The organism is Caulobacter sp. Root487D2Y, assembly GCF_001427165.1.
Lineage (GTDB): Bacteria > Pseudomonadota > Alphaproteobacteria > Caulobacterales > Caulobacteraceae > Caulobacter.
Map to the genome: position 1 here is coordinate 990,602 of NZ_LMFD01000001.1, position 24,450 is coordinate 1,015,051.

At 68.3% G+C, this 24,450-nt stretch carries 28 protein-coding genes; 13 read left to right on the forward strand and 15 right to left on the reverse strand.

The genetic code is table 11. The annotated features are described in order from the left end of the window. Nucleotides 1-2: 2 nt before the first annotated feature. The 4 genes from ASD38_RS04555 to ASD38_RS04570 form a co-directional block, all read right to left on the reverse strand. Entirely contained in the window at nt 3-287 is a 285-nt protein-coding gene (locus tag ASD38_RS04555) for a hypothetical protein (protein WP_056435307.1), read from the reverse strand. An 88-nt stretch (nt 288-375) separates the two neighbouring features. Then, nucleotides 376-2,196, reverse strand: a complete 1,821-nt coding sequence (locus tag ASD38_RS04560) for a hypothetical protein (RefSeq protein WP_056435306.1) — start codon at nt 2,194-2,196, stop codon at nt 376-378. Between the two features lie 354 nt (nt 2,197-2,550). Next, a complete protein-coding gene (locus tag ASD38_RS04565) occupies nt 2,551-3,255 on the reverse strand; it encodes a peptidylprolyl isomerase (protein ID WP_056457947.1) in 705 nt (234 codons plus the stop codon). Between the two features lie 87 nt (nt 3,256-3,342). Continuing rightward, nucleotides 3,343-3,579 (reverse strand): hypothetical protein, encoded by a 237-nt coding sequence (locus ASD38_RS04570; RefSeq protein WP_156390554.1) that lies wholly within the window; start codon nt 3,577-3,579, stop codon nt 3,343-3,345. 293 nt (nt 3,580-3,872) lie between these two features. On the opposite strand from ASD38_RS04570, the gene ASD38_RS04575 reads away from it, so the two are divergent. Next, nucleotides 3,873-4,817 (forward strand): AraC family transcriptional regulator, encoded by a 945-nt coding sequence (locus ASD38_RS04575; RefSeq protein WP_056457955.1) that lies wholly within the window; start codon nt 3,873-3,875, stop codon nt 4,815-4,817. Nucleotides 4,818-4,998: 181 nt separating this feature from the next. Here the strand turns inward: ASD38_RS04575 and ASD38_RS04580 are convergent, their stop codons facing one another. Genes ASD38_RS04580 through ASD38_RS04590 form a run of 3 tightly spaced genes read right to left on the reverse strand, consistent with a single transcriptional unit; the run spans nt 4,999 to nt 6,296 of the window. After that, nucleotides 4,999-5,475 (reverse strand): hypothetical protein, encoded by a 477-nt coding sequence (locus ASD38_RS04580; RefSeq protein WP_056436245.1) that lies wholly within the window; start codon nt 5,473-5,475, stop codon nt 4,999-5,001. Between the two features lie 27 nt (nt 5,476-5,502). After that, nucleotides 5,503-5,913 (reverse strand): VOC family protein, encoded by a 411-nt coding sequence (locus tag ASD38_RS04585; protein WP_056435293.1) that lies wholly within the window; start codon nt 5,911-5,913, stop codon nt 5,503-5,505. Beyond that, nucleotides 5,913-6,296, reverse strand: a complete 384-nt coding sequence (locus ASD38_RS04590) for a protease inhibitor I42 family protein (protein WP_056457958.1) — start codon at nt 6,294-6,296, stop codon at nt 5,913-5,915. The genes ASD38_RS04585 and ASD38_RS04590 overlap by 1 nt, the downstream gene beginning before the upstream one ends. Nucleotides 6,297-6,532: 236 nt before the next feature. On the opposite strand from ASD38_RS04590, the gene groES reads away from it, so the two are divergent. Then, nucleotides 6,533-6,823 carry a co-chaperone GroES gene (gene groES, locus ASD38_RS04595; RefSeq protein WP_056435287.1) on the forward strand — a complete coding sequence of 97 codons (291 nt, stop codon included), beginning with the start codon at nt 6,533-6,535 and terminating at the stop codon, nt 6,821-6,823. Between the two features lie 54 nt (nt 6,824-6,877). Then, the gene (gene groL, locus ASD38_RS04600; protein WP_056435284.1) at nt 6,878-8,524 is read left to right on the forward strand and encodes a chaperonin GroEL; all 1,647 of its coding nucleotides are present in this window, start codon (nt 6,878-6,880) and stop codon (nt 8,522-8,524) included. Nucleotides 8,525-8,689: 165 nt separating this feature from the next. On the opposite strand, the gene ASD38_RS04605 is transcribed toward groL, so the two are convergent. Next, on the reverse strand, nt 8,690-10,201 hold the full coding sequence (locus ASD38_RS04605) for a sensor histidine kinase (protein ID WP_162252120.1): 1,512 nt from the start codon (nt 10,199-10,201) through the stop codon (nt 8,690-8,692). 422 nt (nt 10,202-10,623) lie between these two features. Between ASD38_RS04605 and ASD38_RS24450 the strand changes: the two genes are divergently transcribed. The 4 genes from ASD38_RS24450 (at nt 10,624) to ASD38_RS04615 (ending at nt 12,762) form a co-directional block, all read left to right on the forward strand. Continuing rightward, nucleotides 10,624-10,752: a hypothetical protein gene (locus ASD38_RS24450; RefSeq protein ID WP_235523755.1), complete on the forward strand. Its 129-nt coding sequence runs from the start codon at nt 10,624-10,626 to the stop codon at nt 10,750-10,752. Nucleotides 10,753-10,869: 117 nt separating this feature from the next. Then, the gene (locus tag ASD38_RS24860; protein ID WP_268760915.1) at nt 10,870-10,998 is read left to right on the forward strand and encodes a hypothetical protein; all 129 of its coding nucleotides are present in this window, start codon (nt 10,870-10,872) and stop codon (nt 10,996-10,998) included. 46 nt (nt 10,999-11,044) lie between these two features. Beyond that, nucleotides 11,045-11,359 (forward strand): hypothetical protein, encoded by a 315-nt coding sequence (locus ASD38_RS04610; protein ID WP_056436242.1) that lies wholly within the window; start codon nt 11,045-11,047, stop codon nt 11,357-11,359. 236 nt (nt 11,360-11,595) lie between these two features. Continuing rightward, nucleotides 11,596-12,762, forward strand: coding sequence for a DUF3089 domain-containing protein (locus ASD38_RS04615; protein WP_056457964.1), 1,167 nt, complete (start codon nt 11,596-11,598; stop codon nt 12,760-12,762). Nucleotides 12,763-12,935: 173 nt separating this feature from the next. Here the strand turns inward: ASD38_RS04615 and ASD38_RS04620 are convergent, their stop codons facing one another. Continuing rightward, complete coding sequence (locus tag ASD38_RS04620; protein WP_056436239.1) at nt 12,936-13,115, reverse strand: DUF1328 domain-containing protein; 180 nt, start codon at nt 13,113-13,115, stop codon at nt 12,936-12,938. 111 nt (nt 13,116-13,226) lie between these two features. Between ASD38_RS04620 and cobT the strand changes: the two genes are divergently transcribed. The 4 genes from cobT to ASD38_RS04640 all read left to right on the forward strand — a co-directional run bounded on the left by cobT (nt 13,227) and on the right by ASD38_RS04640 (nt 17,373). Continuing rightward, a complete protein-coding gene (gene cobT / locus ASD38_RS04625; RefSeq protein WP_056435276.1) occupies nt 13,227-15,155 on the forward strand; it encodes a cobaltochelatase subunit CobT in 1,929 nt (642 codons plus the stop codon). After that, nucleotides 15,152-16,231, forward strand: coding sequence for an esterase-like activity of phytase family protein (locus ASD38_RS04630; protein WP_056435273.1), 1,080 nt, complete (start codon nt 15,152-15,154; stop codon nt 16,229-16,231). Before cobT ends, ASD38_RS04630 begins: the two co-directional genes overlap by 4 nt. A gap of 308 nt (nt 16,232-16,539) precedes the next feature. Next, entirely contained in the window at nt 16,540-16,839 is a 300-nt protein-coding gene (locus ASD38_RS04635) for a hypothetical protein (protein WP_056435270.1), read from the forward strand. 243 nt (nt 16,840-17,082) lie between these two features. Further along, entirely contained in the window at nt 17,083-17,373 is a 291-nt protein-coding gene (locus ASD38_RS04640) for a hypothetical protein (RefSeq protein ID WP_056435267.1), read from the forward strand. A 108-nt stretch (nt 17,374-17,481) separates the two neighbouring features. Here the strand turns inward: ASD38_RS04640 and ASD38_RS04645 are convergent, their stop codons facing one another. The 3 genes from ASD38_RS04645 to rpmB all read right to left on the reverse strand — a co-directional run bounded on the left by ASD38_RS04645 (nt 17,482) and on the right by rpmB (nt 19,945). Continuing rightward, the gene (locus ASD38_RS04645) at nt 17,482-18,018 is read right to left on the reverse strand and encodes a hypothetical protein (protein WP_056435264.1); all 537 of its coding nucleotides are present in this window, start codon (nt 18,016-18,018) and stop codon (nt 17,482-17,484) included. Between the two features lie 549 nt (nt 18,019-18,567). Next, entirely contained in the window at nt 18,568-19,335 is a 768-nt protein-coding gene (locus tag ASD38_RS04655; RefSeq protein WP_156390556.1) for a CPBP family intramembrane glutamic endopeptidase, read from the reverse strand. Between the two features lie 310 nt (nt 19,336-19,645). Continuing rightward, nucleotides 19,646-19,945 carry a 50S ribosomal protein L28 gene (gene rpmB / locus ASD38_RS04660; RefSeq protein WP_056435258.1) on the reverse strand — a complete coding sequence of 100 codons (300 nt, stop codon included), beginning with the start codon at nt 19,943-19,945 and terminating at the stop codon, nt 19,646-19,648. Between the two features lie 234 nt (nt 19,946-20,179). Between rpmB and ASD38_RS04665 the strand changes: the two genes are divergently transcribed. Next, complete coding sequence (locus ASD38_RS04665; RefSeq protein ID WP_056435255.1) at nt 20,180-20,647, forward strand: DUF3617 domain-containing protein; 468 nt, start codon at nt 20,180-20,182, stop codon at nt 20,645-20,647. A 269-nt stretch (nt 20,648-20,916) separates the two neighbouring features. Here ASD38_RS04665 and ASD38_RS04670 read toward each other — a convergent pair whose 3' ends face one another. Beyond that, nucleotides 20,917-21,327: a nuclear transport factor 2 family protein gene (locus ASD38_RS04670; RefSeq protein WP_056457971.1), complete on the reverse strand. Its 411-nt coding sequence runs from the start codon at nt 21,325-21,327 to the stop codon at nt 20,917-20,919. Between the two features lie 43 nt (nt 21,328-21,370). Continuing rightward, a complete protein-coding gene (locus tag ASD38_RS04675) occupies nt 21,371-21,946 on the reverse strand; it encodes a methylated-DNA--[protein]-cysteine S-methyltransferase (protein WP_156390557.1) in 576 nt (191 codons plus the stop codon). Nucleotides 21,947-22,232: 286 nt separating this feature from the next. Between ASD38_RS04675 and ASD38_RS04680 the strand changes: the two genes are divergently transcribed. Continuing rightward, complete coding sequence (locus ASD38_RS04680) at nt 22,233-23,837, forward strand: amidohydrolase (RefSeq protein ID WP_056458286.1); 1,605 nt, start codon at nt 22,233-22,235, stop codon at nt 23,835-23,837. 127 nt (nt 23,838-23,964) lie between these two features. Here the strand turns inward: ASD38_RS04680 and ASD38_RS04685 are convergent, their stop codons facing one another. Continuing rightward, nucleotides 23,965-24,393, reverse strand: coding sequence for a nuclear transport factor 2 family protein (locus tag ASD38_RS04685; protein ID WP_156390558.1), 429 nt, complete (start codon nt 24,391-24,393; stop codon nt 23,965-23,967). Nucleotides 24,394-24,450 lie beyond the last annotated feature (57 nt).

Below are 24,450 nucleotides of genomic sequence, written 5' to 3' on the forward strand. Positions count from 1 at the left end.
CCCTACGGCTTGCAGCCCAGCTGGATCCAGCAGCCGAACAGATTGACCTGGTCCGGCGTCCAGGCGGGGGCCGGGAAGGGCGGCATGTCGCCGGACTGCACCTTGCCGTAGATGGCGCTCGACCACATCACCACGCTGTCATAGTTGCTCAGGTCCAGCTTCCCGCCGGTGACGTTCTTCATGTGGCTGATGTCGGTGCTGTTGAACAGCGGCGCGATGTCGGTGGCGAAGCTGACGCTGGTCGGGCAGCTGAGGGCGGCGCCGAGCAGTTCACGAACATTGGCCATGACGTTTTCCTTGGTCTGGAGGTGGGCTCTGAAAGGAAAGGCGAAGCGCCCCGAAACACTTTCACGGGGGACGCTGTCGCCAGGGACGCTATCGCCGGTACACGAGGGCGCGGTTCTTGTTGGGGAGCACCGTCATGCCGCTCGATGAGATCTCGGGCACGGACTCCGGGGTCCCGACGATGCCGCGGGCCAGGATCACGCTGAAGTCGCCGCCCAGGCTCTGGCCCTGGCTGCCGTGACAGCCCATGCAGCCGCCCATGTCGTGGCCGACGGTCTGGAAATAGGTGTTCTTGTGGGTGCCGCCGCCGGTCTCGCCGAACTGCGAGGCGTAGTCGGAATTGGCGCCGGTGCCGCCGACCCCGCCCACCGCGCCGACCAGACCGCCGCTGAAGATCTGCAGGGGGCGGTTGGTCTCGACCAGGATGTTGGCCAGGTAGTAGCTGGCCGGGTTCTTGTCCGTGGTCGGATCATTGCCCGTGTAGAAGCCGGGCGTGGTCTTGTCGATCGGCGTGTATTGGACATTGACCAGCTTGTAGAAGGCCCAGGGCGAGGCCTTGATGCCCTTGGCCGCGTTGTAGGCGGCGATCGCCGCGTGCGCGGTCTTGTTGGCGTTGATGATCACCGGCGGGATCGGATTGGCCCGGTAGTTGATGCAGACGAAGCCCCCCGTCGGCAGGGCCGTCAGGGTCGAGGTGTTCAGGTAGTAGGCCTGGTTGACCGGCAGCTGGCTGGTGCTTTGGGTGCAGTAGGCGGCGTTGGCCGGGTTCAGGGTGACGTTCGGCGGCACCTGGCTGGAGGTGACCACGCCGGTGTCGTTGAAGGTCAGGGCCGGCGTCACCGGGCAGGGCGCGGTCTGGTCCGAGCGGCAGGGCGGCAGGGCGGCGATCGCGCCGTCGGCGTCCTCGACCGGCTTGCCGGCCGCGGTCAGGATGTTGTCGGCCTGCTCGAAGGTCGCGTAGATGAAATAGGGGGCCGAGGGGGTCTTCTGGATGATGTGCAGCGACACCAGGCCCCAGACCTGCTCGTTGTAGCAGAGCGTCGATCCCGTGCCCTCGTAGTAGCGCACCTTGGTGGTGTGGAACCGCGAGGCGTCCTCCTTCGCCGGATTGAGCATCCGCCAGCCGGCCTTGATCTCGATGGTGTTGTTGGGAAGGCTGACATACTGCGTGCCGCCGGGAGGCGGGTCGCCCTGGGTCTTGAAGTAGTTGATCGTGGCCGTGCGCAGGGCCCGCGACGGGCCGTTCACCGCGTTGATCTTCTGGACGTAGTCGAACTCGGCCCGGTTGGCCTTGGCCATGAAGCGGATCAGCTGCGGGGCGCTGTTGTCGGGCGTCGGCGTCGCCACCCCGACCCCGGCGTACATCGCCGCCAGGGTGATCTCGGTCGTCTCGTCCAGATTGACCCAGGCTGCCTGGGCGGGCGGCGCGCCGCCGTTACAGGCGCTGATCGTCTCGTTGTAGAGGTCGGTGTAGGTCGGGATCTGGTCGTAGGGCTGGGTGGCGCCGGCGGTGAAGATCTCGGCCTTGCCGCGGAAGGTCTGCCAGGTCAGCGGGCGGCTGACGCAGGCGGGGTCGCCGAACAGGCAGTCGGCGGCCGGCGTGTCGCGGTCTCCGACCGCTCCGGTCTGGATCTTGGCCGGCCAGTTCAGGGCGATGAACTCCTGCCAGGCGAAGGCGGCGGCCTGGTCGAGCGTGGCCTTGGCCGCGCCGCCGCCGGCGGGGTTGAGCTCGGTCGGCGGCGTGGAGCTGATGGTGATCGTCGCGCCGGGCGCGGTCGCCAGGGCCGCCTGGCTCGTCGGCTTGGCCGAACAGGCCATCAGCAGGCCGCCGGCCAGCAGGGCGCACCCGGCCGCGGCGACCGTCGCGACGCGGAGCAGCGAAAAAGGCTTGCGCGGTGAGGGGCTGGTCATCGGCGGCGCTCCTGTCGGTAAGGGCTTTCGAGCACGGGTTTGCGAACCACTCTCAATACGGGTAGTATCGAAATATCGCCCTATGAGGGAGTGTTACGGCGAGCCTTGCCGTTTCGCAACCATGGCGTTCGAAAATCCACATTTCACCCAAAGGTTTCTTTGTCGCCGCCGGATCGGGCGAGGGCGCTAGGGCGCGTCGACATCCAAGCGCCGTGCGTGGCCCTCGTCCTTCGACAGGCTCAGGATGAGGACCATTGTGGGGTGAGGACCAATGTGCGGGCCTCGACAGTAGAAATCCTCATCCTGAGCTTGTCGAAGGACGGGGAGAACGCACCTAGCTTATGTCGGTGCGCCCTACAGCTTGGGCGGGGCCGTGATGTCCGGACCGGGCGCCGGGATGCGGCGGGCCGAGGTGATCGGCACCGGCGGATCCAGGATCTGGCCCTTCATCACCGGATTGATCGCCTTGCCGGGCGTGGGCAGGGCCAGGATCTTCTTGGCCACGTCCATGCCCTGGACCACCCGGCCGAAGGCGGCGAAGCCCTGGTTGTCGCCGGTGGCGGCCGGGTTGGCGTCCAGATAGGGCGCGTCGCCGATGCAGATGAAGAAGTCGGAGGTGGCCGTGCCCGGCGCGGTGCGGGCGATCGAGACCACGCCGTCGGTGTGCTTGAGGCCCGTCTGGCTGGTGGGCTCGTGGGCCACCGGCGGCAGGGCGCCGATGCCCTGCAGCCCGCCCTGGATCAGGCCGTAGTCCACCGTCCCCGGCGCCCGCGAGGCCCGGAAGAAGGTCGCCTTGTCATAGAGCTTGCGGTCGACATAGCGCAGGAAGTTGGCGGTGGTGATCGGAGCCTGGGCCACGGCCAGCTCGATGACGATCCGGCCCTGCGGGGTGTCGATCGCCACATAGACCGGCGGCTTGGGCGCCGGCGCGGTCGGGGCGGGGGCCGGGGCCGGCGTGACTTGAGCCAGGGCGGCGGCGGGCAGGACGGCCAGCAGGCCGGCGCCGATCAGGACGTCCCGGCGGGCGAGGGGGCGACAGGCGAGGGGGCGATGGGTCATGGCGCGAGACTAGCGCCCAGGCGGCCCCGCGCAAGTTTCGGTCGCGCGCAAGATTTCACCGCCGAGGGATTTCCCCGAGGGGCCTTCTCAGGCAGCGAGATCCGCTTCGACGCTCGGTTCCGCCGCGACCATGCTCGCCACCAACCGCGAGACCAGGCGACCGGTGCTTTCGGCGAGCTGCTCGGCCTGGCGGCGCTCGCCGTCCAGTTCGATCTTCAAAGCGCGCTGGGCCGGCGTCCAGTGGGCGAGGGACGCCCAATCGCTGGTGATCTCGATGTCCAGCGTACCGAAGTCTTCCACTCCATCCCAAGTGCGTGGTTCCATCGTCGCCTCCCGAACTCTACCTCTTTATCGTTCCGATTATAATACGATGGCGCTATGCAGATTGCGCCAAATCAAATTTAACTGGAAACGTCGGAGCATATGGCCGTCTGTTCTATGTTATGGGCGAATCGAGGTGTAGTTTTCCGCTACGTCACCCGTAGGACTTTATCTAAGACTTAGATCTAAGATCTTTCTAAGGTAAAACCCGGATTTACCGCCTTGGGAAGTTGCGGCAATTTCGGTCCATGCGTGGGGCGCCGCTGAACACCAGTACCGAAGACACGGGCGCAGGGATGCGCTTCGTCGCTCATCAGATCGCGGGCATAGAGGATCTGAGCGAGAGCGTGCACGGCGCCGACCTCGCCGTGACCCAGTTGAGCGCCGCGCCGTGCCGGGGTTCGCTGACCCACGCCATCGACGGCGACATGGCCATGACCTTGGGCGGCCTCACGGGCGACCTGCGCCTGCGCGGGGTCGTGGCGCCGGAGGCCGTGACCCTGGCCGTGATCCTGGAGCGGGGCCCGTCCCTGACCAAGTGGGGCCTCGACATCCAGGCCCACGACCTGGTGGTTTATCCCGCGCGGAGCGAGCAGGAGGCGCGTTGCCGGGGGATGACGCGCTACGCCGTCCTGAAGGCGCCGCTCGAAGTCCTGCAACAGCGCGCCGCCGCCTTCGAGCACCTAGCCGACGAGCGGTGCTGGAGCGTGGAGGCCAGGCTCAGGCCGGCGCGCGCCGCGGCGATCGCCCAGGAGATCGCCCGGCGCCTCGAGCGTCTGATGCGCCTGGGCCCGGGTCTCGAGCCCCAGGCCCAGGCCGGCCTGCGCGACGAGGCGCTGGAGGGGTTCCTGACCGCCGTCGCCGAGGCGGGCGACCGCGAACCGGGCCGGCAGGTCCGGATCAACAGCGCCCGCATCCTGCGCCAGGTCGAGGACTATCTGGACGACCGCACCGGCCGGGGCGTCCCGATCCCGGAGCTCTGCCAGGCCCTGGGCCTGTCGCGCCGCACCCTGAACCGGGCGTTCGAGGAGGGGCTGGGCGTGGGCCCCAGGACCTATCTGCGGCTGCGGGCCCTGTCGTCCGCCCGCAAGGCGCTGGTCGCCGGCCGCCAGGCCGGGGCGTCGGTCACCCAGGTGGCCCTCGACCACGGCTTCTGGGAGCTGGGCCGGTTCTCGGTGACCTACCGGACGATGTTCGGCGAGAGCCCGTCCCAGACCCTGCGGGGGCCGGCCAGGGGGTAGGGCGGCAGCGAGGCCAGTTCATCTGGATTTTGAGTTGTCATCCCGGAAAGCGCGCAGCGCTTGTCCGGGACCCAGGGGCGGCCGCATTGCCTTGGCCCAGTCCCCTGGGTCCCGGACAGCCTCTGCGAGGCTTCCGGGATGACAACGGATTTTGGGCCTGGATCCCGCCAGGATGCAGCCGCTAGACCAGCATCCCGTGCCCGCGCAGCACCACCAGCCGGCCGGCGTTGAAGAACGGCAGCGACAGGGTGACGGCGATCATGACCTCGAAGGCCAGGCTGCTCAGGTTGAACCTGTCGCGGTTGCGGTCGACCAGGGCCGAGACGGCGCGGCCCAGGGCGGCGCCGGTCCAGGCCATGGCCAGGGCGAAGGCCATGGCCGCCCCGACATGGGACTGGTAGCCCAGGAACAGGGCCGCGGTGGCGTGCGACAGGATCAGCAGGCCGCCCAGGGCCCGGCCCTCGGACTTGCCCTCGCCCAGGCGGCCGGCGGCGGGCGAAGCCGCCTCGTCGTCCTCATCCTTGTCCGAGGGGCCGCCGCCCTCCAGGGCGCTCAGGCCCAGCACCGAACCGGGCCGGACCAGGGTCAGGCCGCCCAACACGCCGCCAATCACGCAGGCGATGATCGCCAGGATGAGCGAAAGGCCGTAGCTCGAAATCGTCACGCTGGTCTGGTCTCCAACCGCTTAGGCGGGCGCATGGCAGACAGCCTCGACATTTCGGCCGTCCGGGTCGAGCACGAAAGCTCCATAGTAGTTGGGGTGATAATGCGGCCGAATCCCCGGCGGTCCATTGTCGCGTCCGCCGGCGGCCAGGGCCGCGGCGTGGAAGGCGTCGACCGCCGCGCGGCTGCGGGCCGTGAAGGCCACGTGCAGGGGACCGGTCAGGGTCTCGCCGCCGCCGATCCAGAAGCTGGGCTTGCCGGCCTGGATGTCGCGGCCGTCGGCGCTGGGGCCGTAGCCGAGATGGCCGTAGGCGCCGGTCTCCTCGGCGCTGACGCTCATCACCACCTCGATCCCCAGCGGCGCGAAGGCGGCGTCGTAGAAGGCCTTGGAGGCCTTGAGGTCGCGTACGGTCAGTCCGATATGGTCGATCATCAGCGCACCCTGACATGGAACACGACCTTGCGGTCGCCGGGACGGTCGGCCTCCCACGGCCGCTTGAGCGTGAAGGCCAGGTCGGCCCGGCCGTGTCCGACGGCCGTGTAGCGATAGACCGCGCGGACCGGCGCGCCCGGCGCCTTGGCCTCGGTCACGAAGCTGGAGCCGCCGGCCAGCAGGGGCGGCGCCTCATGGTCCAGCCGCCACGCATAGCCCGTGCCGGCGTTCAGCGGCAGGGCGATCTCCAGGTCCTGGCCGCCGACCAGTTCGACCACGCCGGCGTCGGCGTCGACATCCGTCACCGTGCGCACCGGCAGGGACGCTTCGGTGGCGCAGGCGCCGAGGATGAGCAGGCTCGCCGCGATCAGGATCGTCTTCATGCCGCCGTCCTCGTTCCTGTCGTTCCGGCCCGTCGTTCCGGGGCGATTTGCGTCCGTCATCCGACCTTGAACCCATTTCGCCCACAGCAAATCGACGGCCCTTGTCCTTGACTCCCCACACCGCCGGTCCTAACTCCTGCCCGGCGTTGGCACTCGATGGGAGCGACTGCTAACAGCGACGCTCCCCGCTTGCCGACGGACCATATCTTTAAAACCGTCCCGACGGAGAACGACCCATGAAATTTCGCCCGCTTGGCGACCGCGTCCTTGTGAAGCGCGTCGAAGAAGAAACGAAGACCAAGGGCGGGATCATCATCCCCGACACCGCCAAGGAAAAGCCGCAGGAAGGCGAAGTCGTCGCCGTCGGCCCCGGCGCCCGCAACGACAAGGGCGACATCGTCGCGCTCGACGTGAAGGCCGGCGACCGCATCCTGTTCGGCAAGTGGTCCGGCACCGAAGTGAAGGTGGACGGCCAGGATCTGCTGATCATGAAGGAAAGCGACGTTCTGGGCATCGTCGAGGGCTAAGCCCCGACCGTCCTCCGCTTTCGACCCAAGTTTCTCTTTTAGAAGGGCTCTCAAATGGCCGCTAAAGACGTTTATTTCTCCTCGGACGCGCGCGACAAGATGCTGCGCGGCGTCAACATCCTCGCCAACGCGGTGAAGGTGACCCTGGGCCCCAAGGGCCGCAACGTCGTGATCGAAAAGTCCTTCGGCGCCCCGCGCTCGACCAAGGACGGCGTCTCGGTCGCCAAGGAAATCGAACTGAGCGATCGCTTCGAGAACCTCGGCGCGCAGATGATCCGCGAAGTCGCCAGCAAGACCAATGACAAGGCCGGCGACGGCACCACCACCGCCACCGTGCTGGCCCAAGCCATCGTCCAGGAAGGCCTCAAGTCGGTCGCCGCCGGCATGAACCCGATGGACCTGAAGCGCGGCATCGACAAGGCCGTCCACGTCGTCGTCGACTCCATCAAGGCGTCGTCGAAGAAGGTCACCACCAACAACGAGATCGCCCAGGTCGGCACCATCTCGGCCAACGGTGACAAGGACGTCGGCGAGATGATCGCCAAGGCCATGGACAAGGTCGGCAACGAAGGCGTCATCACCGTCGAGGAAGCCAAGACCGCCGAAACCGAACTCGACGTCGTCGAAGGCATGCAGTTCGACCGCGGCTACCTGTCGCCGTACTTCATCACCAACGCCGACAAGATGGAAGTTCAGCTCGAAGAGCCGCTCATCCTGCTGTTCGAAAAGAAGCTGTCGTCGCTGCAGCCGCTGCTGCCGGTGCTGGAAGCCGTCGTCCAGTCGGGCCGTCCGCTGGTGATCATCGCCGAGGACGTAGAGGGCGAAGCCCTGGCCACCCTGGTGGTCAACAAGCTGCGCGGCGGTCTCCGCGTCGCCGCCGTCAAGGCTCCGGGCTTCGGCGATCGCCGCAAGGCCATGCTGGAAGACATCGCCATCCTGACCGGCGCCCAAGTCGTCAGCGAAGACCTCGGCATCAAGCTCGAGAACGTTTCGCTCGACATGCTGGGCAAGGCCAAGAAGGTCTCGATCACCAAGGACGACACCACCATCGTGGACGGCGTCGGTGAGAAGTCGGCCATCGAAGCCCGCATCTCGCAGATCAAGAAGCAGATCGAGGACACCACCTCGGACTACGACAAGGAAAAGCTGCAAGAGCGTCTGGCCAAGCTGGCCGGCGGCGTCGCGGTCATCCGCGTCGGCGGCTCGACCGAAGTCGAGGTGAAGGAAAAGAAGGACCGCGTCGACGACGCCCTGAACGCGACCCGCGCGGCCGTGGAAGAAGGCATCGTCCCGGGCGGCGGCGTGGCTCTGCTGAAGGCCTCCAAGGCCCTGGCGACCCTGGTCGGCGACAATGACGACCAGACCGCCGGCATCGCGATCGTCCGTCGCGCCCTGCAGGCTCCGATCCGTCAGATCGCCGAGAACGCCGGCGTCGAAGGCTCGATCGTGGTCGGCAAGATCCTGGAAAACGACAGCCCGACCTTCGGCTTCAACGCCCAGACCGAGCAGTATGTCGACCTGATCACCGACGGCGTCATCGACCCCGCCAAGGTGGTCCGCACCGCTCTGCAGGACGCCGCCTCGGTGGCCGGCCTGCTGATCACCACCGAAGCGGCCATCGTCGAAGCGCCCAAGAAGAACGCCGGCGCCGGCGGCCCTCCGGGCGGCGGCATGGGCGGCATGGGCGACATGGATTTCTAAGAGAAATCCATTCAAGTCGCCCATCCTTCCAAGGAGGCCGGGATCGACATGTCGATCCCGCGCGGCGACATGGATTTCTAAGAGAAATCTAGGTCAGCTCTCGCTGAACGAAGGAGAAGGGCGGGGCCGAAAGGTCCCGCCCTTTTTCTTTGCGCGGGCTGCGCGTCAGGCCGCGTGCAGGTCGCTGCGGGGCAGTTGCAGATAGAAGGTCACGCCGTGTTTCTCGCCCGGCGCGGCCCAGAGGCGCCCGCCATGGGCTTCGACGATGGTGCGGCAGAGCGACAGGCCCATGCCCATGCCGGTCTTCTTGGTCGTGAAGAAGGCCTCGAAGATGCGCGACATCGCCTCGTCCGTGATGCCGACCCCGTTGTCGCTGACCTGCAGCAGCACGTCGTGGCCATTGAGCGCCGTCGAGCGGATGGCGATGCGGCGAGCCCGGCCCCGCGTCGCGCCCAGGGATTCGATCGCGTTGGTGATGAGGTTGACGAGCACCTGTTCGATCTGGACCCGATCGGCCAGGATCGGCGGCAGCGCCTCGTCCAGGGTCAGCTGCAGCGAGACCTTCTCGCCGGCCAATTCCCGGCCCAGCGCCGACGCGGTCGCGCGCGCCAGGTCGTTGAGGTCGACTTCCGACGCCATGCCCGGTTGCTGGGCGAACATCGCCCGGATGCTCTTGATCACGTCGGCGGTTCGCTGGGCGGCGTCGATGGCGGCGCGCATCGACTTGACCGCCCGTTCGGGGTCGGGTTGCGGCCGATCGAGCCAGCTCACGCCGGCCGTCGCATAGGCGCGGGCCGCGGCCAGCGGCTGCCCGATTTCATGGGAGATGGCGGCCGCCACCGCGTCGATCGACATCAGCCGGCTTTCGCGTTCCCGGTTCCGGGCGGAGGTCGACAGGGCCAGCCGCAAATAGAGCCGGTGGGACTCGGCGAGCAGGGCCAGCATCACGACCAGGTGGGAAAACACGCTCACCAGGAACAGCCAGTACCAGCCCACCGTGAACCGGCCGTGCAGCGACAAGATCAGCAGCGATTGCGTCAGCCAGCCCGCGAAAACGACCAGCAGCCACAGGTCCAGCACCGACCTGCGCGTCCGAAACAGCAAGATCGTCGCGATGATGGAAAGCACGAAGACCACCGACTCGTACTGAAGCGAATTGGCGTAGGCCACCCGGGAATGCGTCACAAAAAACGGCGGGAGCAGAGCCTGTCCGATGGTCGTCAGCGCCGTGACCCCCGCCGCCAAGGCGATCGCCGCGATCACCCCGATCACGATCCCCGCCGCTGGGCGTTCCGCCTCGGGCGGCGCCGCCGACTCCGCGCGTCTGAGTTGGACATAGAAGAAGATGGCGATGGGAAAAGACACCCGCCGGCACCACGCGATCCACGCGGTGGTGTTGATCCCGGCGCCCAGCAGTCCGTCCGGGGCGAAGGCGCCGGGAAAGGTCAGCGCATGCGGAATCAGCAGGAGCGCCGTGAAGACGTAGACCGTGCCCACAACGGCCAGGGCCCGCGATCGGAAGACGGCGGTCTGCGCGTAGAGCAGGGTGGCGGTGATCAGCTCGCCGAGAAACATGATCGCGTTGGCCATCGGGATGAAGGCGTGGATTGGGCGCAGTGGAACGTCGCGCACCGGCAATATGACGAGCAAGGCGGCGAACAGCAGGCCGACGATCACCAGACTGAACTGGACTTGCCGCCGGGTCGGCGGCGTATCGAACAGTCCAAGGTGTTCTTGCGGCATGAAGCCCCCTGAAAACCCACCCGCGTCGATGGAGGCGCCCCCAGGGTCAACCTTTCCTGACAGGCTAGCGCGTCCCTCTCCTGAAGCCCAGCCACCGCTGGAGCTTCAAGAGGCAACGTCCGAACGCCGACGCTCGACGCCCGACTTCGGTCCCTGGGCGGACATCTTCAACGGCGGCGTTCGGACCTCGCGACCGCGAGACTCGTCGCCGTTTTCTCGCCGTTTGACGCAAAAGGCGGCAGCGCCTGCTCAGGTTGTGGATAACCGATCACGGTCGCGTTAACCTATGCAGCGAAAATGCGGCGAAGGCCGTTCCAGACTCCGCGAACGCACGCACGTTTCCTGGAGGGCTGGGCATGGCGCGTCACGAGATCCACGAATTCCGCGACCGGCGATCACCGCGTCCGGTCTTTATCGTACTGGGCCTTGGCCTGTGGCTGGTCCTCGGCGTCGTCAGCCAGGCGGCGTTCCAGGTCCTGGGCTGAGGGGCGGCAGGGTCGAAATGCTCTCTTCGCGAGAGTAATGGCCTATATACCGTTCAAGATTGCAGGCGTATCCTGGCGGCGAGACGCGCGCATGACGTGTCCGCTGGGAGAAACGCTATGCGTGACCGGCTCACTCGCCGTTCGCCGGAACCTCGTCTGCCGGCGATCAACATGATCCTGGCGGACGTGGCTCTGTGGCTGGTGCTGGGCATAGCCGCCCAGCTGGCCATCCGGATGATGCGCTGATCGCCGCGACGCTTGAGCGCGGGCCGCGATGCGCTACACAGGCGGCATGTTCCGCCAGCGCCCCGACGCCGATCTGATCGTTCAAGGCTGGGTCGTCGGCGTGATGGTCGAGATCGCCGGCGAACGCCTGCCGGTCCGCCACTACTTCGCCGTCGGCAAGCCCGACCGCGCCCAGGCCGAATGGGCGGCCGTCGACCTGGCCATGCAGACCGGCCCCGTGGCCTCCAGCCCGTCGGCCGGCCGCGAACCGGTCGAGGCCCTGCGCGAGGTCGTGGCCTTCAAGATGCGCGAACTGGGCCTCAGGCCCGGCGAGGCGCGGGCGTTGGGCGACAAGTTTCCGCGGCGGTGGTTGCCGGCGTGAGCCGACGCCCCCTCCGTCACGCCGCTTCGCGACGCGCCACCTCCCCCGCTTTGCGGGTGAGGAGAAGATCGGCGCCGCTTCCTCCTCACCCGTGAAACGGGGGAGGTGGCATGGCGCGGATACGCGACATGACGGAGGAGGCGTCGGGCGCGCCGATCAGTGGCTTTGTAGGGCCTTCCCTTCCCTCCCGTCCCAAGCCATCCTCCGCTCCAAACAATCGTTGGAGGGGGACGTCGATGTCACGCAAGCTGTGGGCCGCGCTGGGCCTGATCGCGGGTCTGGGCCTGAGCGCGGCGGCCTGTTCGCAGCCGGCCCCCGCCGGTCCGCCGACGCCGAACGACTACGCCAAGGACGAGAACTGGCTGTGCCGGCCCGGCCGGGCGGACGCCTGCGCCGCCGACCAGACCGCCACGGTGATCCAGGCGAACGGCGCGACCAGCGTCGAGACCTTCAAGGCCGACCCCGAGGCCCCGATCGATTGCTTCTACGTCTATCCGACGGTGTCGTCCGATCCGGGCGGCAACAGCGACATGACGCCGGACCTGCCGGAAAAGGCCGTGGCCGACCAGCAGTTCGCCCGCTTCGGCCAGGTCTGCAAGCTGTACGCCCCCAGCTATCGCCAGGTGACGATCGCGGCGCTGCGCAAGATGATGATGGGCCAGGCCGCGGCCGGCGACGGCGAGCTGGCCTATGCCGACGTGCTGGCGGCCTGGAAGGACTACATGGCCCGCGACAACCTCGGCCGCGGCGTGGTGCTGATCGGCCACTCGCAGGGCTCGCGCATCCTGCTGCGGCTGATCAAGGAGGAGATCGACGGCAAGCCGGCGCAGAAGCAGATCGTCTCGGCCCTGATCCTGGGCATGAACACGCCCGTCGATCCGGCCAAGGACAGCTACGGCTCGCTGCCGCTGTGCCGCAAGACCGGCCAGACCGGCTGCGTGATCTCGTACGTCTCGTTCCGCGCCGACAGCCCGCCGCCGGCCACCAGCAAGTTCTTCGGCAAGGTGGCCGAGCCGGGCATGAAGGCGGCCTGCGTCAATCCCGCGGCCCTGGGCGGCGGCTCGGCGCCGGTGGAGAGCTATTTCAGCGACCGCACGATCATGGGCACGGCCATGCGCCCGGCCACGGTCTGGGCCAGGGACGTGACGGTGGACACGCCCTATGTAGAGCTGCCGGGCCTGGTCTCGGCCGAGTGCGTCAGCAAGGACGGCTTCGACTACCTGGCCGTGACGGTCCATCCCGACAACGCCGACCCCCGCGCCGACAACATCCCCGGCGACCTGCTGGTGATGGGCCAGCCGCTGAAGGACTGGGGCCTGCACCTGGTCGACGTCAACCTGACCATGGGCGATCTGGTGTCGGTGGTCGGGGAGCAGTCGAAGGCTTATGCGGCGGCGAAATAGGTCAGAGGCTCACTGACTTGCCCCCACCTGGCGGCTTCGCCGTCTGTCCGCCCCCATAGGGGGCGGAGGCTCGCGTCACGCACGGCGTCCTCTTCCCCCTGTGGGGGAGGACGATCGCGAAGCGATCCGTAGGGGGCAAGTGATCGCCGCACGATCACTTGCCCCTTGCTTTGTCAGTCCCTGGTCACGCTCTTGAACACCGTCACGCCCAGGACGGCGAAGATGATGAAGCCGATCAAGAACAGGAAGAACAAGATCTTGGCGATGCCCGCCGCCGCGCCGGCGATGCCGGTGAAGCCCAGGGCGCCGGCGATCAGGGCGACGATCGCCAGGATGATGGCCCACTTCAACATGGTCGTTTCCTCGAGCACTCGGCCCGCCCGTCGCGAGCTTCTTGAAGACAAACGCCGCCTTGTCTTCCGACGTTCCTTGTCTTCGCCGCGTTCGCTCGGTAACCCACTGACATGGCCTCCAAGCCCGAAAGCCCGACCGAACCGTTCAAGCGCGCCCTGGCCCACGCGGCGCGGTCGCTCGCCGAGACCCCCGACCTGGAGGTCGTGTTCTCCGGCGAGGGCCCCAGCCTGGTCGGCAACCGGGCGGTGCTGCCCCATCCGCCGCGCGACCTGAACCCCAAGGAGGCCGCCCGCATCCGCGGCCTGGCCGACCAGATGGCCCTGCGCCTGGCCCACCACGACGCCGCCAAGCACGCCCGCGCCCGCCCCAGCTCGCCCGACGGCCAGGCGGCCTTCGAGGCCATCGAGCAGGCGCGGCTGGAAGCCATCGGCAGCAATGCGCTCGGCGGGGTCCGCCAGAACCTGACCGCCGCCCTGGAGGCCCGCCTCGAGAAGCAGGGCCTGACCCGCGCCGTCGCCACCGACCGACAGTCCGCGCCGATGGCCGAGATCCTGTCGCTGCTGGTCCGCGAGCGCCTGACCGGCGACGCCCCGCCCGACGGCGCCAAGGCCCTGGTCGACATCCTGCGCGCCGACATCGAGGCCCGGGCCGGCAAGGACCTGGATCGCCTGGCCGCGGCCATCGACGACCAAGCCGCCTTCGCCAAGGTCACCCGCGAGATCCTGCGCGACCTCGACCTGGGCGAGGACATGTCCGACGCCACCGAGCAGTCCGACGAGGACGAGGGCGATGAGGACCAGAACACCGAGGCCTCGGAGGACGATTCCGGCGAAGGCGAGGGCGAGCAGTCCGACGGCGCCTCGCCCGAGCAGGCCGAGACCTCCGACCGCGAGTCCGAGGCCGGCGACGAGGAGATGGTCCAGTCCGAGCAGGACGGCGAGCCCGAGGACAGCGAGGAAGCCCCGGAGATGGGCGACGGCGCCAAGCCGGCCCGTCCCGACGCCGGCCAGGGCGGCGCGGGCGAGCCGGCCTACAAGGTGTTCACCACGGCCTTCGACGAGGTGGTGCCGGCCGAGGACCTGTGCGACGCCGACGAGCTGACCCGCCTGCGGGCCTATCTGGACCAGCAGCTGGCGGCCTTCTCCAGCGTGGTCTCGCGCCTGGCCAACAAGCTGCAGCGCCGGCTGCTGGCCCAGCAGAACCGCGCCTGGACCTTCGACCTGGAGGAGGGGATGCTGGACGTCGCCCGCCTGACCCGGGTGATCATCGACCCCACCGCCCCCCTGTCGTTCAAGCAGGAGGAGGACGTCGAGTTCCGCGACACGGTCGTGACCCTGCTGATCGACAATTCCGGCTCGATGCGCGGCCGGCCGATCATGGTGGCCGCCGTATGCGCCGACATCCTGGCGCGGACCCTGGAGCGCTGCGCGGTCAAGGTCGAGGTGCTGGGCTTCACCACCCGCGCCTGGAAGGGCGGCAGCGCCCGCGACGAGTGGATCAAGTCCGGCAAGCCGCCCGCGCCGGGCCGCCTGAATGACTTGCGCCACATCATCTACAAGAGCGCCGACGCCCCGTGGCGGCGGGCCCGCAAGAACCTGGGCCTGATGATGCGCGAGGGCCTGCTGAAGGAAAACATCGACGGCGAAGCCCTGATGTGGGCCCACCAGCGCCTGATCGGCCGGCCCGAAGCCCGCCGCATTCTGATGGTGATCTCCGACGGCGCGCCGGTGGACGACTCCACCCTCAGCGTCAATTCGGGCCACTATCTGGAGCGCCACTTGCGTCAGGTCATCGCCGAGATCGAGACCCGCAGCCCCGTCGAACTGATCGCCGTCGGCATCGGCCACGACGTGACGCGCTACTATCGCCGGGCGGTGACCATCGTCGATGTCGAGCAACTGGGCGGCGCGCTGGTCGACCAGCTGGCCGGGCTGTTCGACGAGGAGCCCAAGGCGGTCAAGCGGGCCAGGGGCCTTCTGGCCGCCCCGCCCACCGTCCAGCCGTCCGTTGCGAAAGCCGCCCGCAAGGTTCCCGCGTGATCGGACTGCGCGGCGTCCTCGTGCTGGGCCTGGCGACGGTGGTGGTGAGCCAGTGCGCCAAGGCCCCGCCGCAGCCGGCCGTCCTGCCCGTCGCCCCAGTCAAGGTCGGGCCCGAGATCAGCCTGGTCACCACCCCCGCGCCGCTCAGCGCGGTCAATCCGCCGCCCGCGAGCCTGGCGGCGGGGGCTATCGGCCGCTTCGTCTATGCCGGCGGGGTCGCGATCAGCAGCCCCGACACCCAGCGCCTGCACGGTTTGTCGGACCTGAAGTTCGGCCCCGACGGCGGCGTGGTCTCGGTCACCGACGACGGCGACCTGTTCGAGGCGCGGCTGCAACTGGACCCGGCCGGCCGCCTGGTCGGCCTGACCGACGGCAGGCTGCAACCGCTGAAGGGCCTGGACGGCCGTCCCCTGCAGGGCAAGGAGAAGTCCGACGCCGAGGGGCTGGCGATCCTGGCCAACGGCGACCGCCTGGTCAGCTTCGAGCGCGAGCACCGCATCTGGCTGTATCCGCGCCTGGCCGACGGGACCTACGGCCCGCCGCGCGCGGTCAACAAGCCGGCCACCACCTTCCCCGACAACGAGGGCATGGAGGCCCTGACCGCCTATCCGATCGCCGGACCCGACGCCTATCTGGTGGGCGGCGAGGAGGGCGAGGTGTGGCTGTGCAAGGTCTCGATCCCGTGCGTGGGCCTGGCTCCGCAGTCGCCGCCCGACTTCAGCTGGGGCCTGACCGGCTTCGCGGCCTTCGAGGGCCAGGCGGTGGCCAGCCTGTACCGCGCCTACGACCCGATCCGCGGCTGGCGCGGCCAGGTGCGGTTCGTGATCGATCCCCGCGCCCCGGCCGCCAAACAGTACCTGGCCGCCACCCTGACCCTGGACGGGGCGGCGACCCGTGACAACTTCGAGGGCGTGGCGCTGAGCAAGTCGCCATCGGGCGCGACGCGGATCTATATCCTGTCGGACGACAACGACGCCCCGCAGGAACGCACCCTGCTGATGGCCTTCGACTGGACCGCGCCGCCGCCTCCGCCGCCGGGGCCGCCGCCTTCGGCGAAGAAGCCGCGTCGGCGCTAGTTTTCGCCCCGTCCCTCCCCTTGTGGGGAGGGTGGCCCGCGCAGCGGGTCGGGTGGGGTTTGATGAGTCAGCAGGCCCACCCGTCACGCGGCTTCGCCGCGCGCCACCCTCCCCATAAAGGGGAGGGAAAGCGCTCAAGTTTTAGTCAAACCAACTAGTTTCCTTTGAAACTCAACATTCTACTTCAAACGACAACGTTGTCATGTTACCGCTACCTTCGATGACTGAGCAGGGCGAGATCCCAACGGTCATCAGAGGAACGCGTCGGGAGGTGGTTGAAACCCAACCCCCTTTCGGAAGTAAACATCATGAAGACTCTGTTTGTTCTGGCCGCTTCGGCCCTCGCCCTGACCACCGCCTCGTCGGCCTTCGCCGGCGAGCAGGTCGTCAAGGTCCGCGGCCGCACCGACGCCGCCGTCCACGCCGACATCGTCTCGGCCGCCTCGTCGATCTGCCGCGAAGACCTGGGCGGCCACGCCAACGACCTCTACGCCTACTGCGTCCGCGAAGTGACCCGCGACGCCGTCCTGAAGATTGGCACGCCGAGCCTGAAGGCTTATGACCGCCACGCCTTCCGCGCCGGCGGCCTGCAGAAGATCAGCTACTAGGACTCGTTTCGGGCCTGGTCCCGCGTGGCTTCGGCGGCGCGGGGCCGGGTTTCCTCCGGCCCTTTCCCGCGACAATTCGTGTCAATCGGTTTCGCGACCGCACTGCAACATAACCGTTGATAAGTGACGCGCAGAAAGTTATAGCTTGAGCAAGGCGGCAGAGCGGGCGAGATCCTGGACCAGCCGCCGGGGGAAACGCATTTCGGACGGGTTGAAAATCAACGCAGTCCCGGAATCCGTCCCATGATCCGCTCCATCGTCCTGGCCGCCTCGGCCGTCGCCCTGTTTGCCGCCGCTCCCGCCGGCGCCGCCGAAATCCGCATCAAGACCGCCGGCAAGGCCCCGGCCGAACTGCGCGCCGAGATCGTCAAGGCCGCCTCGACCGTCTGCTGGCAGAACGTCCGCGGCGAAACCCTGGCCACCTACATCTATCCCTCGTGCGTGCGCGCCTCGGTCAACGACGCGGTCAGCAAGCTGAACAACCCGGAACTGGTCGCCTACAACAGCGCCAACCCGGCCGTCTTCTCGCGCTAAGGCCAGTTCGAGAGGGCGGCGCGCCCGCCCTTTCCGCCTTTGTGATGCGTTGGAAAAGCCCTCCCCGGCGACGGGGAGGGCTTTTTCGTGGGCAGGGCTGAGGGCGGTCTATTTCGCCCCGGTCTGCAGCTGCAGGATCGGCAGCGACGAGGCGATCCTCAGGTCGATGGCCAGGGCGAGGCGGCGATCGATCTGGAAGAAGGTCGCCGCCTTGATCCCCGGCAGCACCTTGCCGACGATCGGCACATACTTGGCGCGCAAGGCGGTGGTCTTGACGTCCAGATCAAGCCAGCGGGCGATGAAATTGGCCGCGCCCTTGTCGTCGTACTTGCCGTAGGTGTTCACATACTCGGCGATCAGCTCGTACTGATTGTTCTTAATGACGGTCAGCTCCTTGGCGTACTGGTCATAGACCGGCCAGAACCGGGTGGCCTCGGCGTCGGTCAGGGTCAGGGTCGCCGCCGTCACCTGCTTCTTGGACGACCGCAGCTCGGCGCGCAGGCCTTCCAGATCGGCGGCGGTCAGCGGCTTGTCCGGCGCGGCCATCGGCGCGGTGGGCGCGGCGGTCTGAGCGTGGGCCGGCGCCTGGGCCAGGGTGGCGCCGGCGCCCAGCAACAGGACGACGGCGAGGGTCTTGAGGGTCATGAACTTGCTCCTGGTCGACCCCCTCTTGGACGGAGCGTCGCCGCTGGAAGCATCTTCAACGCCCCTGGCCGTCGCAATCAGGGTTTACCCGGCCAGGCCTGTGGGTTTTGCCTGTGTCGGGCGCCTTGACGGCGCAGCTGGACGAACTGCTCGCCTCGATCGACGTCCTGGCGGGCCCGACGAGCGACAGTCCCGCCTGGCCGATAATCCACGCCCTGCAGGTGGGACCGCTCCCCGACCTCCATCGGGCCTGGGGCGCGGCCCAGCCGCGTAGCGCCGAGTTCACGATGCCGATGGACCTGGCGGGTGTCCCGGCGATCTGCCTGCCTGCGGCTTCTCGCCCGAAGGGCTGCCGTACAGCCTTCAGTTCACGGGCCGGCGCCTGAGCGAGGCGATGCTCCGCCGCGTCGCCTTTGCCTATGAGCAGGCGACGGACTGGCGCCGGCGCCGCCCTCCGATCCAGGGATAATGGCCTTCATCCGCGCCTAAGGTCCGGTTCCGGGTGCGGACCCAGGGTCTGCTCGTGGCGCCGAGGAGCCAGGTCGCGGGCTAGGAATGCGGCGTCGCGCGTTCCGGCGGCCGCGGCCAGAGCAGCATGGTGGCCGTCAGAACGAGGTGCGCGCCGACCGAGAGCCACGGCGCGCCCGCGGCGTCCATGACGTTTACGCTGGTAAAGCCGTCGAGGAGCGCGTTTGACAGGTTCCAGCCCCAGTGCAGGCCAACCGCCGCCCAGAGATTGCGCCAGCGCCAGGCTGCGCAGGCATAGGCGAGCCCGAAGCAGAACAGCCGGATCCATTCGACCGGCCCTTCGGCGAGACGAAAAATATGGTTCAGCACGTAGATCGCGCTGGCCGTCAGCACAAACGCCGGGCCTGACCAGCGCACGGCCGCGGCTTTCAACCAGAACCCTCGGGTTACGATGTCCTCGACGATGGAGGGGACGAAGGTCGAGACGAACGCCCCCGACATAAGGATCAACAAAGCCAGGCCCTGTGGAGGGGAGGGCGGCGCCCCGAGGGCGTACACGCCGCTGGCCAGACCCCAGAACAGCGCGGCCAGACGCGCCAGGCCGGCCAGGAGAAGGCCCACGAATACGAGACGGAGCGAATGTCGCGAAAGGTCGAGGGCGTAGGCATCGTATCCGCGATAGCCCAACCAGCGACCGATCGGCCAAGCCGCGAGCAATGAGCCGATCATGATTACCGCTTGAACCGAAGCGCTGTGAAGCAGACGAGCGCCAACGCCCTCGGCGGCCTGGTAGAGCACAAACAAGACGATGAAAGCCGCGATGCGGCGGTTCAGCGGCGCGGCGCTCAAAGGAACCTCTGCTTCAATGATGGCAGCGGTTGATTAAGGGACGCGATCTTTATCGTCAAACAATGTCGCGCGCATCGAGCGAAGCGTCCGCGATTCCGCGGCCGGGGCGTTGAAGGTCGAATTCCCGCCGACGCGCCAACGGCAGCTGCCGGCGCATCTCGGCTTCTGGACCTTTCAACCCCGAAGGTCCGCCTTGGGTCGAAGGCGGACCTCGGCTTCGCATCGAGCGCCGGACGGCCAAACCCCAGACGCGAAAAGGCCCGCGAGGCGAACCTCGCGGGCCTTTCGTTCGGCGAGAGCCGAGAAAGTCTTAGGCGGCGACCGCGGCGGCCTTGGCCTTGGCCTTGACCTGAGCCTTGATCTTCAGGGCGCGCGGCGACAGCTGCTCGTCCTTGGCGCCCAGCAGGAACACGTCCAGGCCGCCCCGGAAGTCCAGGGTGCGCAGGGCCGCGTTGCTGATGCGCAGCTTGAAGGTCTGACCCAGCGAGTCCGACTGCAGCGACGCGGGCGACAGGGCCGGCAGGAAGCGGCGCTTGGTCTTGATGTTCGAGTGGCTCACATTGTGGCCGACCATCGGACCGATCCCGGTGAGTTCGCAACGGCGCGACATGGTGGATACCTTGGGCTTGGGCGAAGCCGGCGGCTCCGCAACATGAATTCGGCCGCGCGATGGACGGACCGCCGCGCGAGAGCGGGCGATATAGGCGAAGGGGCGTTGCCGAGTCAAGCCGCGCGGCGCCCTCTCGGCGAAATGGCGGGCGCCCAAACATGGCCATCAGGCGCGGTTCATCTGCCGGCCTTATATCGTCCCCTATATAGAGACGGCCTGAAGAGAAGGAATCCCATGCGTCTGTCCGCCTCCGTCGCCGCCCCCGTCCTGGCCTCGGTCGTCACCGCCTGCGGCCTGCTGGCCGCCAGCGCCGCGCTCGCCCTGGCCGGACCCCAGGACGCCGACGCCAAGGCCGTGACCACCATCCTGACCGGCCAGTGGGAATACAACACGCGGGTCGGACCGATTCCCATCGACAGCGACCTGCACTGCCTGACCCCGAAGGACGTCGAGAACTTCAACCGCGGCATCTGCCTCAAGCGCTACACCTGCGACTACAAGACCCGCGTGGTGCGTGACGGCCAGATCGCGCTGAAGGGCACCTGGACCGACAAGAAGGGCCGCGTGGCCCCGGTCACCGCCAAGGGCTCCTATACGCCCGAGAGCTTCAAGATCGCGGTCAACGGCAGGACGGTCAACGGCCTGCCCATGGCCGCCACCCTGAGCGCCAAGCGCGTCGCCGCCACCTGCCCGGCGGGTTAGCGCCCGACGGCGTTCGACGCTTCGGGCTGATCGACCGGTCTCGGAGCCATTTCTTTATCCGTCTGCGCGTCCCGACCGTCGACCGCAGGCGTGGATCCAGGAACAGCGTCGCCATGTCGGTTGTGGTTAATCCGAATTAAGCTACAATAGCTAGTAGGGAACAAACACTGAATCGGGCGAAGTCGCTGATTCGGTCATGATTCGTTTCGCTCGTGTTCGACTGGCGGTCGATCGACGTTAACCGGTCAAGCTTCCCGCCCCTCGCACCCTCACCTGACCGGCGGCTCCAGCGCCGTCGCGACCAGTTCCGTGTCCATGTATTCGGTCAGCGAGACGATCTTGCCGTCGGCCAGCCGGCACACCCAGCAATAGCGGTTGTCGTAGCGCTTGCCGGTCTTGGTGGTGACCTTGCCCCGGCACTCGACCACCACCGTGTCGCCCTCGGCGATGATGGCGTCGGCGACATTGACGTATTGGTCGGCGAACTGGGCGAACAGCGGCGTCAGCAGGTCGCGGCGGATGGCGGTCTTGCCGGTGTAGACGCCGCTCCAGGCGTTGGTCCCGGTCAATCGCCAGACGGTGGTTTCGTCCAGGGTGTCGAGGAACGGACGGGCGTCGCCGCGCGCCAGGCCGTCGAAGATGTCCTGCATCAGTTGTCTATTGTCGTCGGTCACGCTCATGGCGGCTCTCCGGACGGGGGGCGGGAAGGGGGCCGATCGAGGCTCACCGCGCCCGCTGCGGCGCCACCGAGAACTCCAGGTCGAACAGGGTCGGGACGTCGCTGGTCTTGGCCCGTTCGAGGGTCAGCATGCGGGCCTTGGTCTCGACCCCGCCCGGGGCCGAGAAGCCGCCGCTCTTGCCGTCGGCCGCCAGCACGCGGTGGCAGGGGACGATGATCGGCCAGGGGTTCTCGCCCAGCGCCTTGCCGATGGCCCGGGCCGCGCCGGGCTCGTTCATGGCCTTGGCGATCTGGCCGTAGGTCGAGGTCTCGCCGGGCGGGATGGCGCGGGCGATCTCGTAGACCCGGCGGTTGAACGGGGCGACGACGCTGAAATCCAGCTCGACGTCGGTCAGGTCGTCGCGGCCGCCGGCCAGCAGGGCGTTGATCCGCTCGATCGTGCGCTGGACCGCTGGCGGCGGCGGGGAGGCCTCGACCGCGTCCGGATAGCGGCGACGCAGGCGGGCCCAGGCGGCGCCCGGCGCGGCCTCGGGCAACTGGGCCCCGACCAGCCCGTGCTCGCCCCAGGCCAGGCCGCACATTCCGATCGGCGTTTCGAAGAGCGCGAAGCCTTGGGTCATCACCTGAATATAGCAGCGGGGCGTCGGGTTTCGAGGGGCGTTCACCCGCGTTTGTCATCCCGGACGCAGCGCGCGGCGCGAAGATCCGGGACCGACGCCTGAGCGCCGCGCTTCCGGCCATCCCGGATCGGCGGCCCTACGGGCCTTGTCCGGGATGACGGCATTTCGACGAACGGATCGTGGCCGGCGGCAAGGGTTGTTTCCAACGCCACCGTTCCTGACCTAGATTTCCGTTTCTTGCTGTCGGGAGATCTTCGTGCGCCGCATCCTCACCCTCGCCGCCCTGATGGCTTCCGCCAGCCTGGTCCCAGCCTTCGCCGGCGACATCCTGATCCACGGCGGCCCGATCCACACCGGCGTCGCCGCCGCGCCGACCGCCCAGGCCGTGCTGATCCGCGACGACCGCATCGCCTTCGTCGGCGACCTTTCCGCCGCCCAAGCCAAGGCCGCCAAGGACACCCGCGACATCGACCTGAAGGGGGCGGCGGCCTTCCCGGGCTTCGTCGACGCCCATGCCCACCTGACCGGCATCGGTCTGCGCGAGCTGACCCTGAACCTGGACCAGACCGACTCGGTCGAGAGCCTGGTCGCCGCCGTGAAGGCCTACGCCGCCGCCCATCCGGACGGCCCGATCTTCGGCCGAGGCTGGATCGAGACCCACTGGCCCGAGAAGCGCTTCCCCAACCGCGCCGACCTCGACCGCGCCGCGCCCGGCCGGGTGGTGGTGCTGGAGCGGGCCGACGGCCACGCGGTGGTGGCCTCCAGCGCCGCCCTGGCAAAGGCGGGCGTGACTCAGGACACGGCCGCCCCGGCCGGCGGCCAGATCCTCAAGGGGCCGGACGGCGCGCCCGACGGCATGCTGATCGACCACGCCCAGAGCCTGATCGCCGCCGTCATCCCGCCGCCGTCCGAAGGCCTCAAGCGCCAGGCCCTGGAAAAGGCCGGCGCCCTCTACGCCTCGCGCGGTTGGACGGGCCTGGGAAACATGAGCGTCGAGGCGCCGGATCTGGCGATCCTCCAGGGGCTGGCCGCCGAGAAGAAGTTCAGCCTGCGCGTCGACAACTACATGGACCCCAGCGGCGCCGCCGAGGTGCTGGCCAAGGGGCCGTTCACCGATCCGACCGGCCTGATCCGGGTGCGCGGGATCAAGCTCTACATGGACGGCGCCCTGGGCTCGCGCGGCGCGGCGCTGCTGGAGCCCTACAGCGACGCCGAGGGGCTGGGCCTGCAGCTGACCCCGCGCGACAAGGGCTTGGCGCTGATGAAGGGCGCCAAGGCCGTCGGCGCCCAGGTGGCCATGCACGCCATCGGCGACCGCGGCAACCGCATGACCCTGGACTGGTTCGAGCAGAGCCTGGCCGGCGACACCGCCGCCCGCTGGCGCATCGAGCACGCGCAGATCGTCGCCGACACCGACGTGCCGCGCTTCGCCAAGCTGGGGGTGATCGCCTCGATGCAGCCCAGCCACGCGATCGGCGACCTCTATTTCGCCTCCGCCCGCCTGGGCGAGAGCCGGCTGCACGAGGGCTATCGCTGGAAGGACTTCCTGGACACCGGCGCGGTGATCGCCGCTGGCTCGGACGCCCCGGTCGAGGTCGGCGACCCGCGCATCGAGTTCTACGCCGCCGTCTATCGCCACAGCCTGACCGGCTTCGCCAATGCCGACTGGCATCTGGACGAGGCGGTCACCCGCGACCAGGCCCTGCGGATGCTGACCTGGGGCCCCGCCTATGCCGCCTTCGCCGAGAAGGACCGCGGCACGCTGGAAGCCGGCAAGAAGGCCGACGTCACGGTGTTCAGCAAGGACCTGATGACGGTGGCCCCGCCGGAGATCCTGAAGGTCGACGCGGTGCTGACCATCGTCGACGGCAAGGTGGTGTTCGAGAAGTAAGCCCCTCCCCCTGTGGGGGAGGTGTCGGCGAAGCCGACGGGGGGGAGTTATCGGGCGCTATCGGCTTGAGGGGCGACGATCCTAAACCTCCCTCACCGGCCTTCGGCCGCCTCCCCCACAGGGGGGATTACCGCACGATCGTCGCCTGCCGCACGCTCAGCAGCCAGTGGTCGCCCTCGGGCCGCCACAGCTCGGTGAAGCGGCGGCGCACGGTCTGGCCGGCCAGCGGGTTCTTGCCCTTGGGCACCACGGTCTCCTCACCCATCAGCAGCACCATGTCGCCGCGCAGGGAGGCGTGCTCGATCAGCCGCTCGTACTGGCTGTAGCTGATCTTGCCGTCGGCGTTCAGCTGGCGGACCGCGGCGCTGGGGGCGACGATGTTGCCGGGATTGTTGACGACCAGCTCCGGCGCCAGGGCGGCGGCGAACACCGTGTACTCGTCGGCGATCAGGGCCGCGTCCACCTTCTCGACCGCGTGCATCACCGCGGCGATCTTCGGGTCGCGCAACGCCTCGTGAACCTCGGGACTGGCGGCCTTCCATCGGGAATTCTGCACGGCTGGCCCCTTCCTGGTCCTCCGTGAAAACGCCCCGGGAGGCCTGCTCGTTGCGGT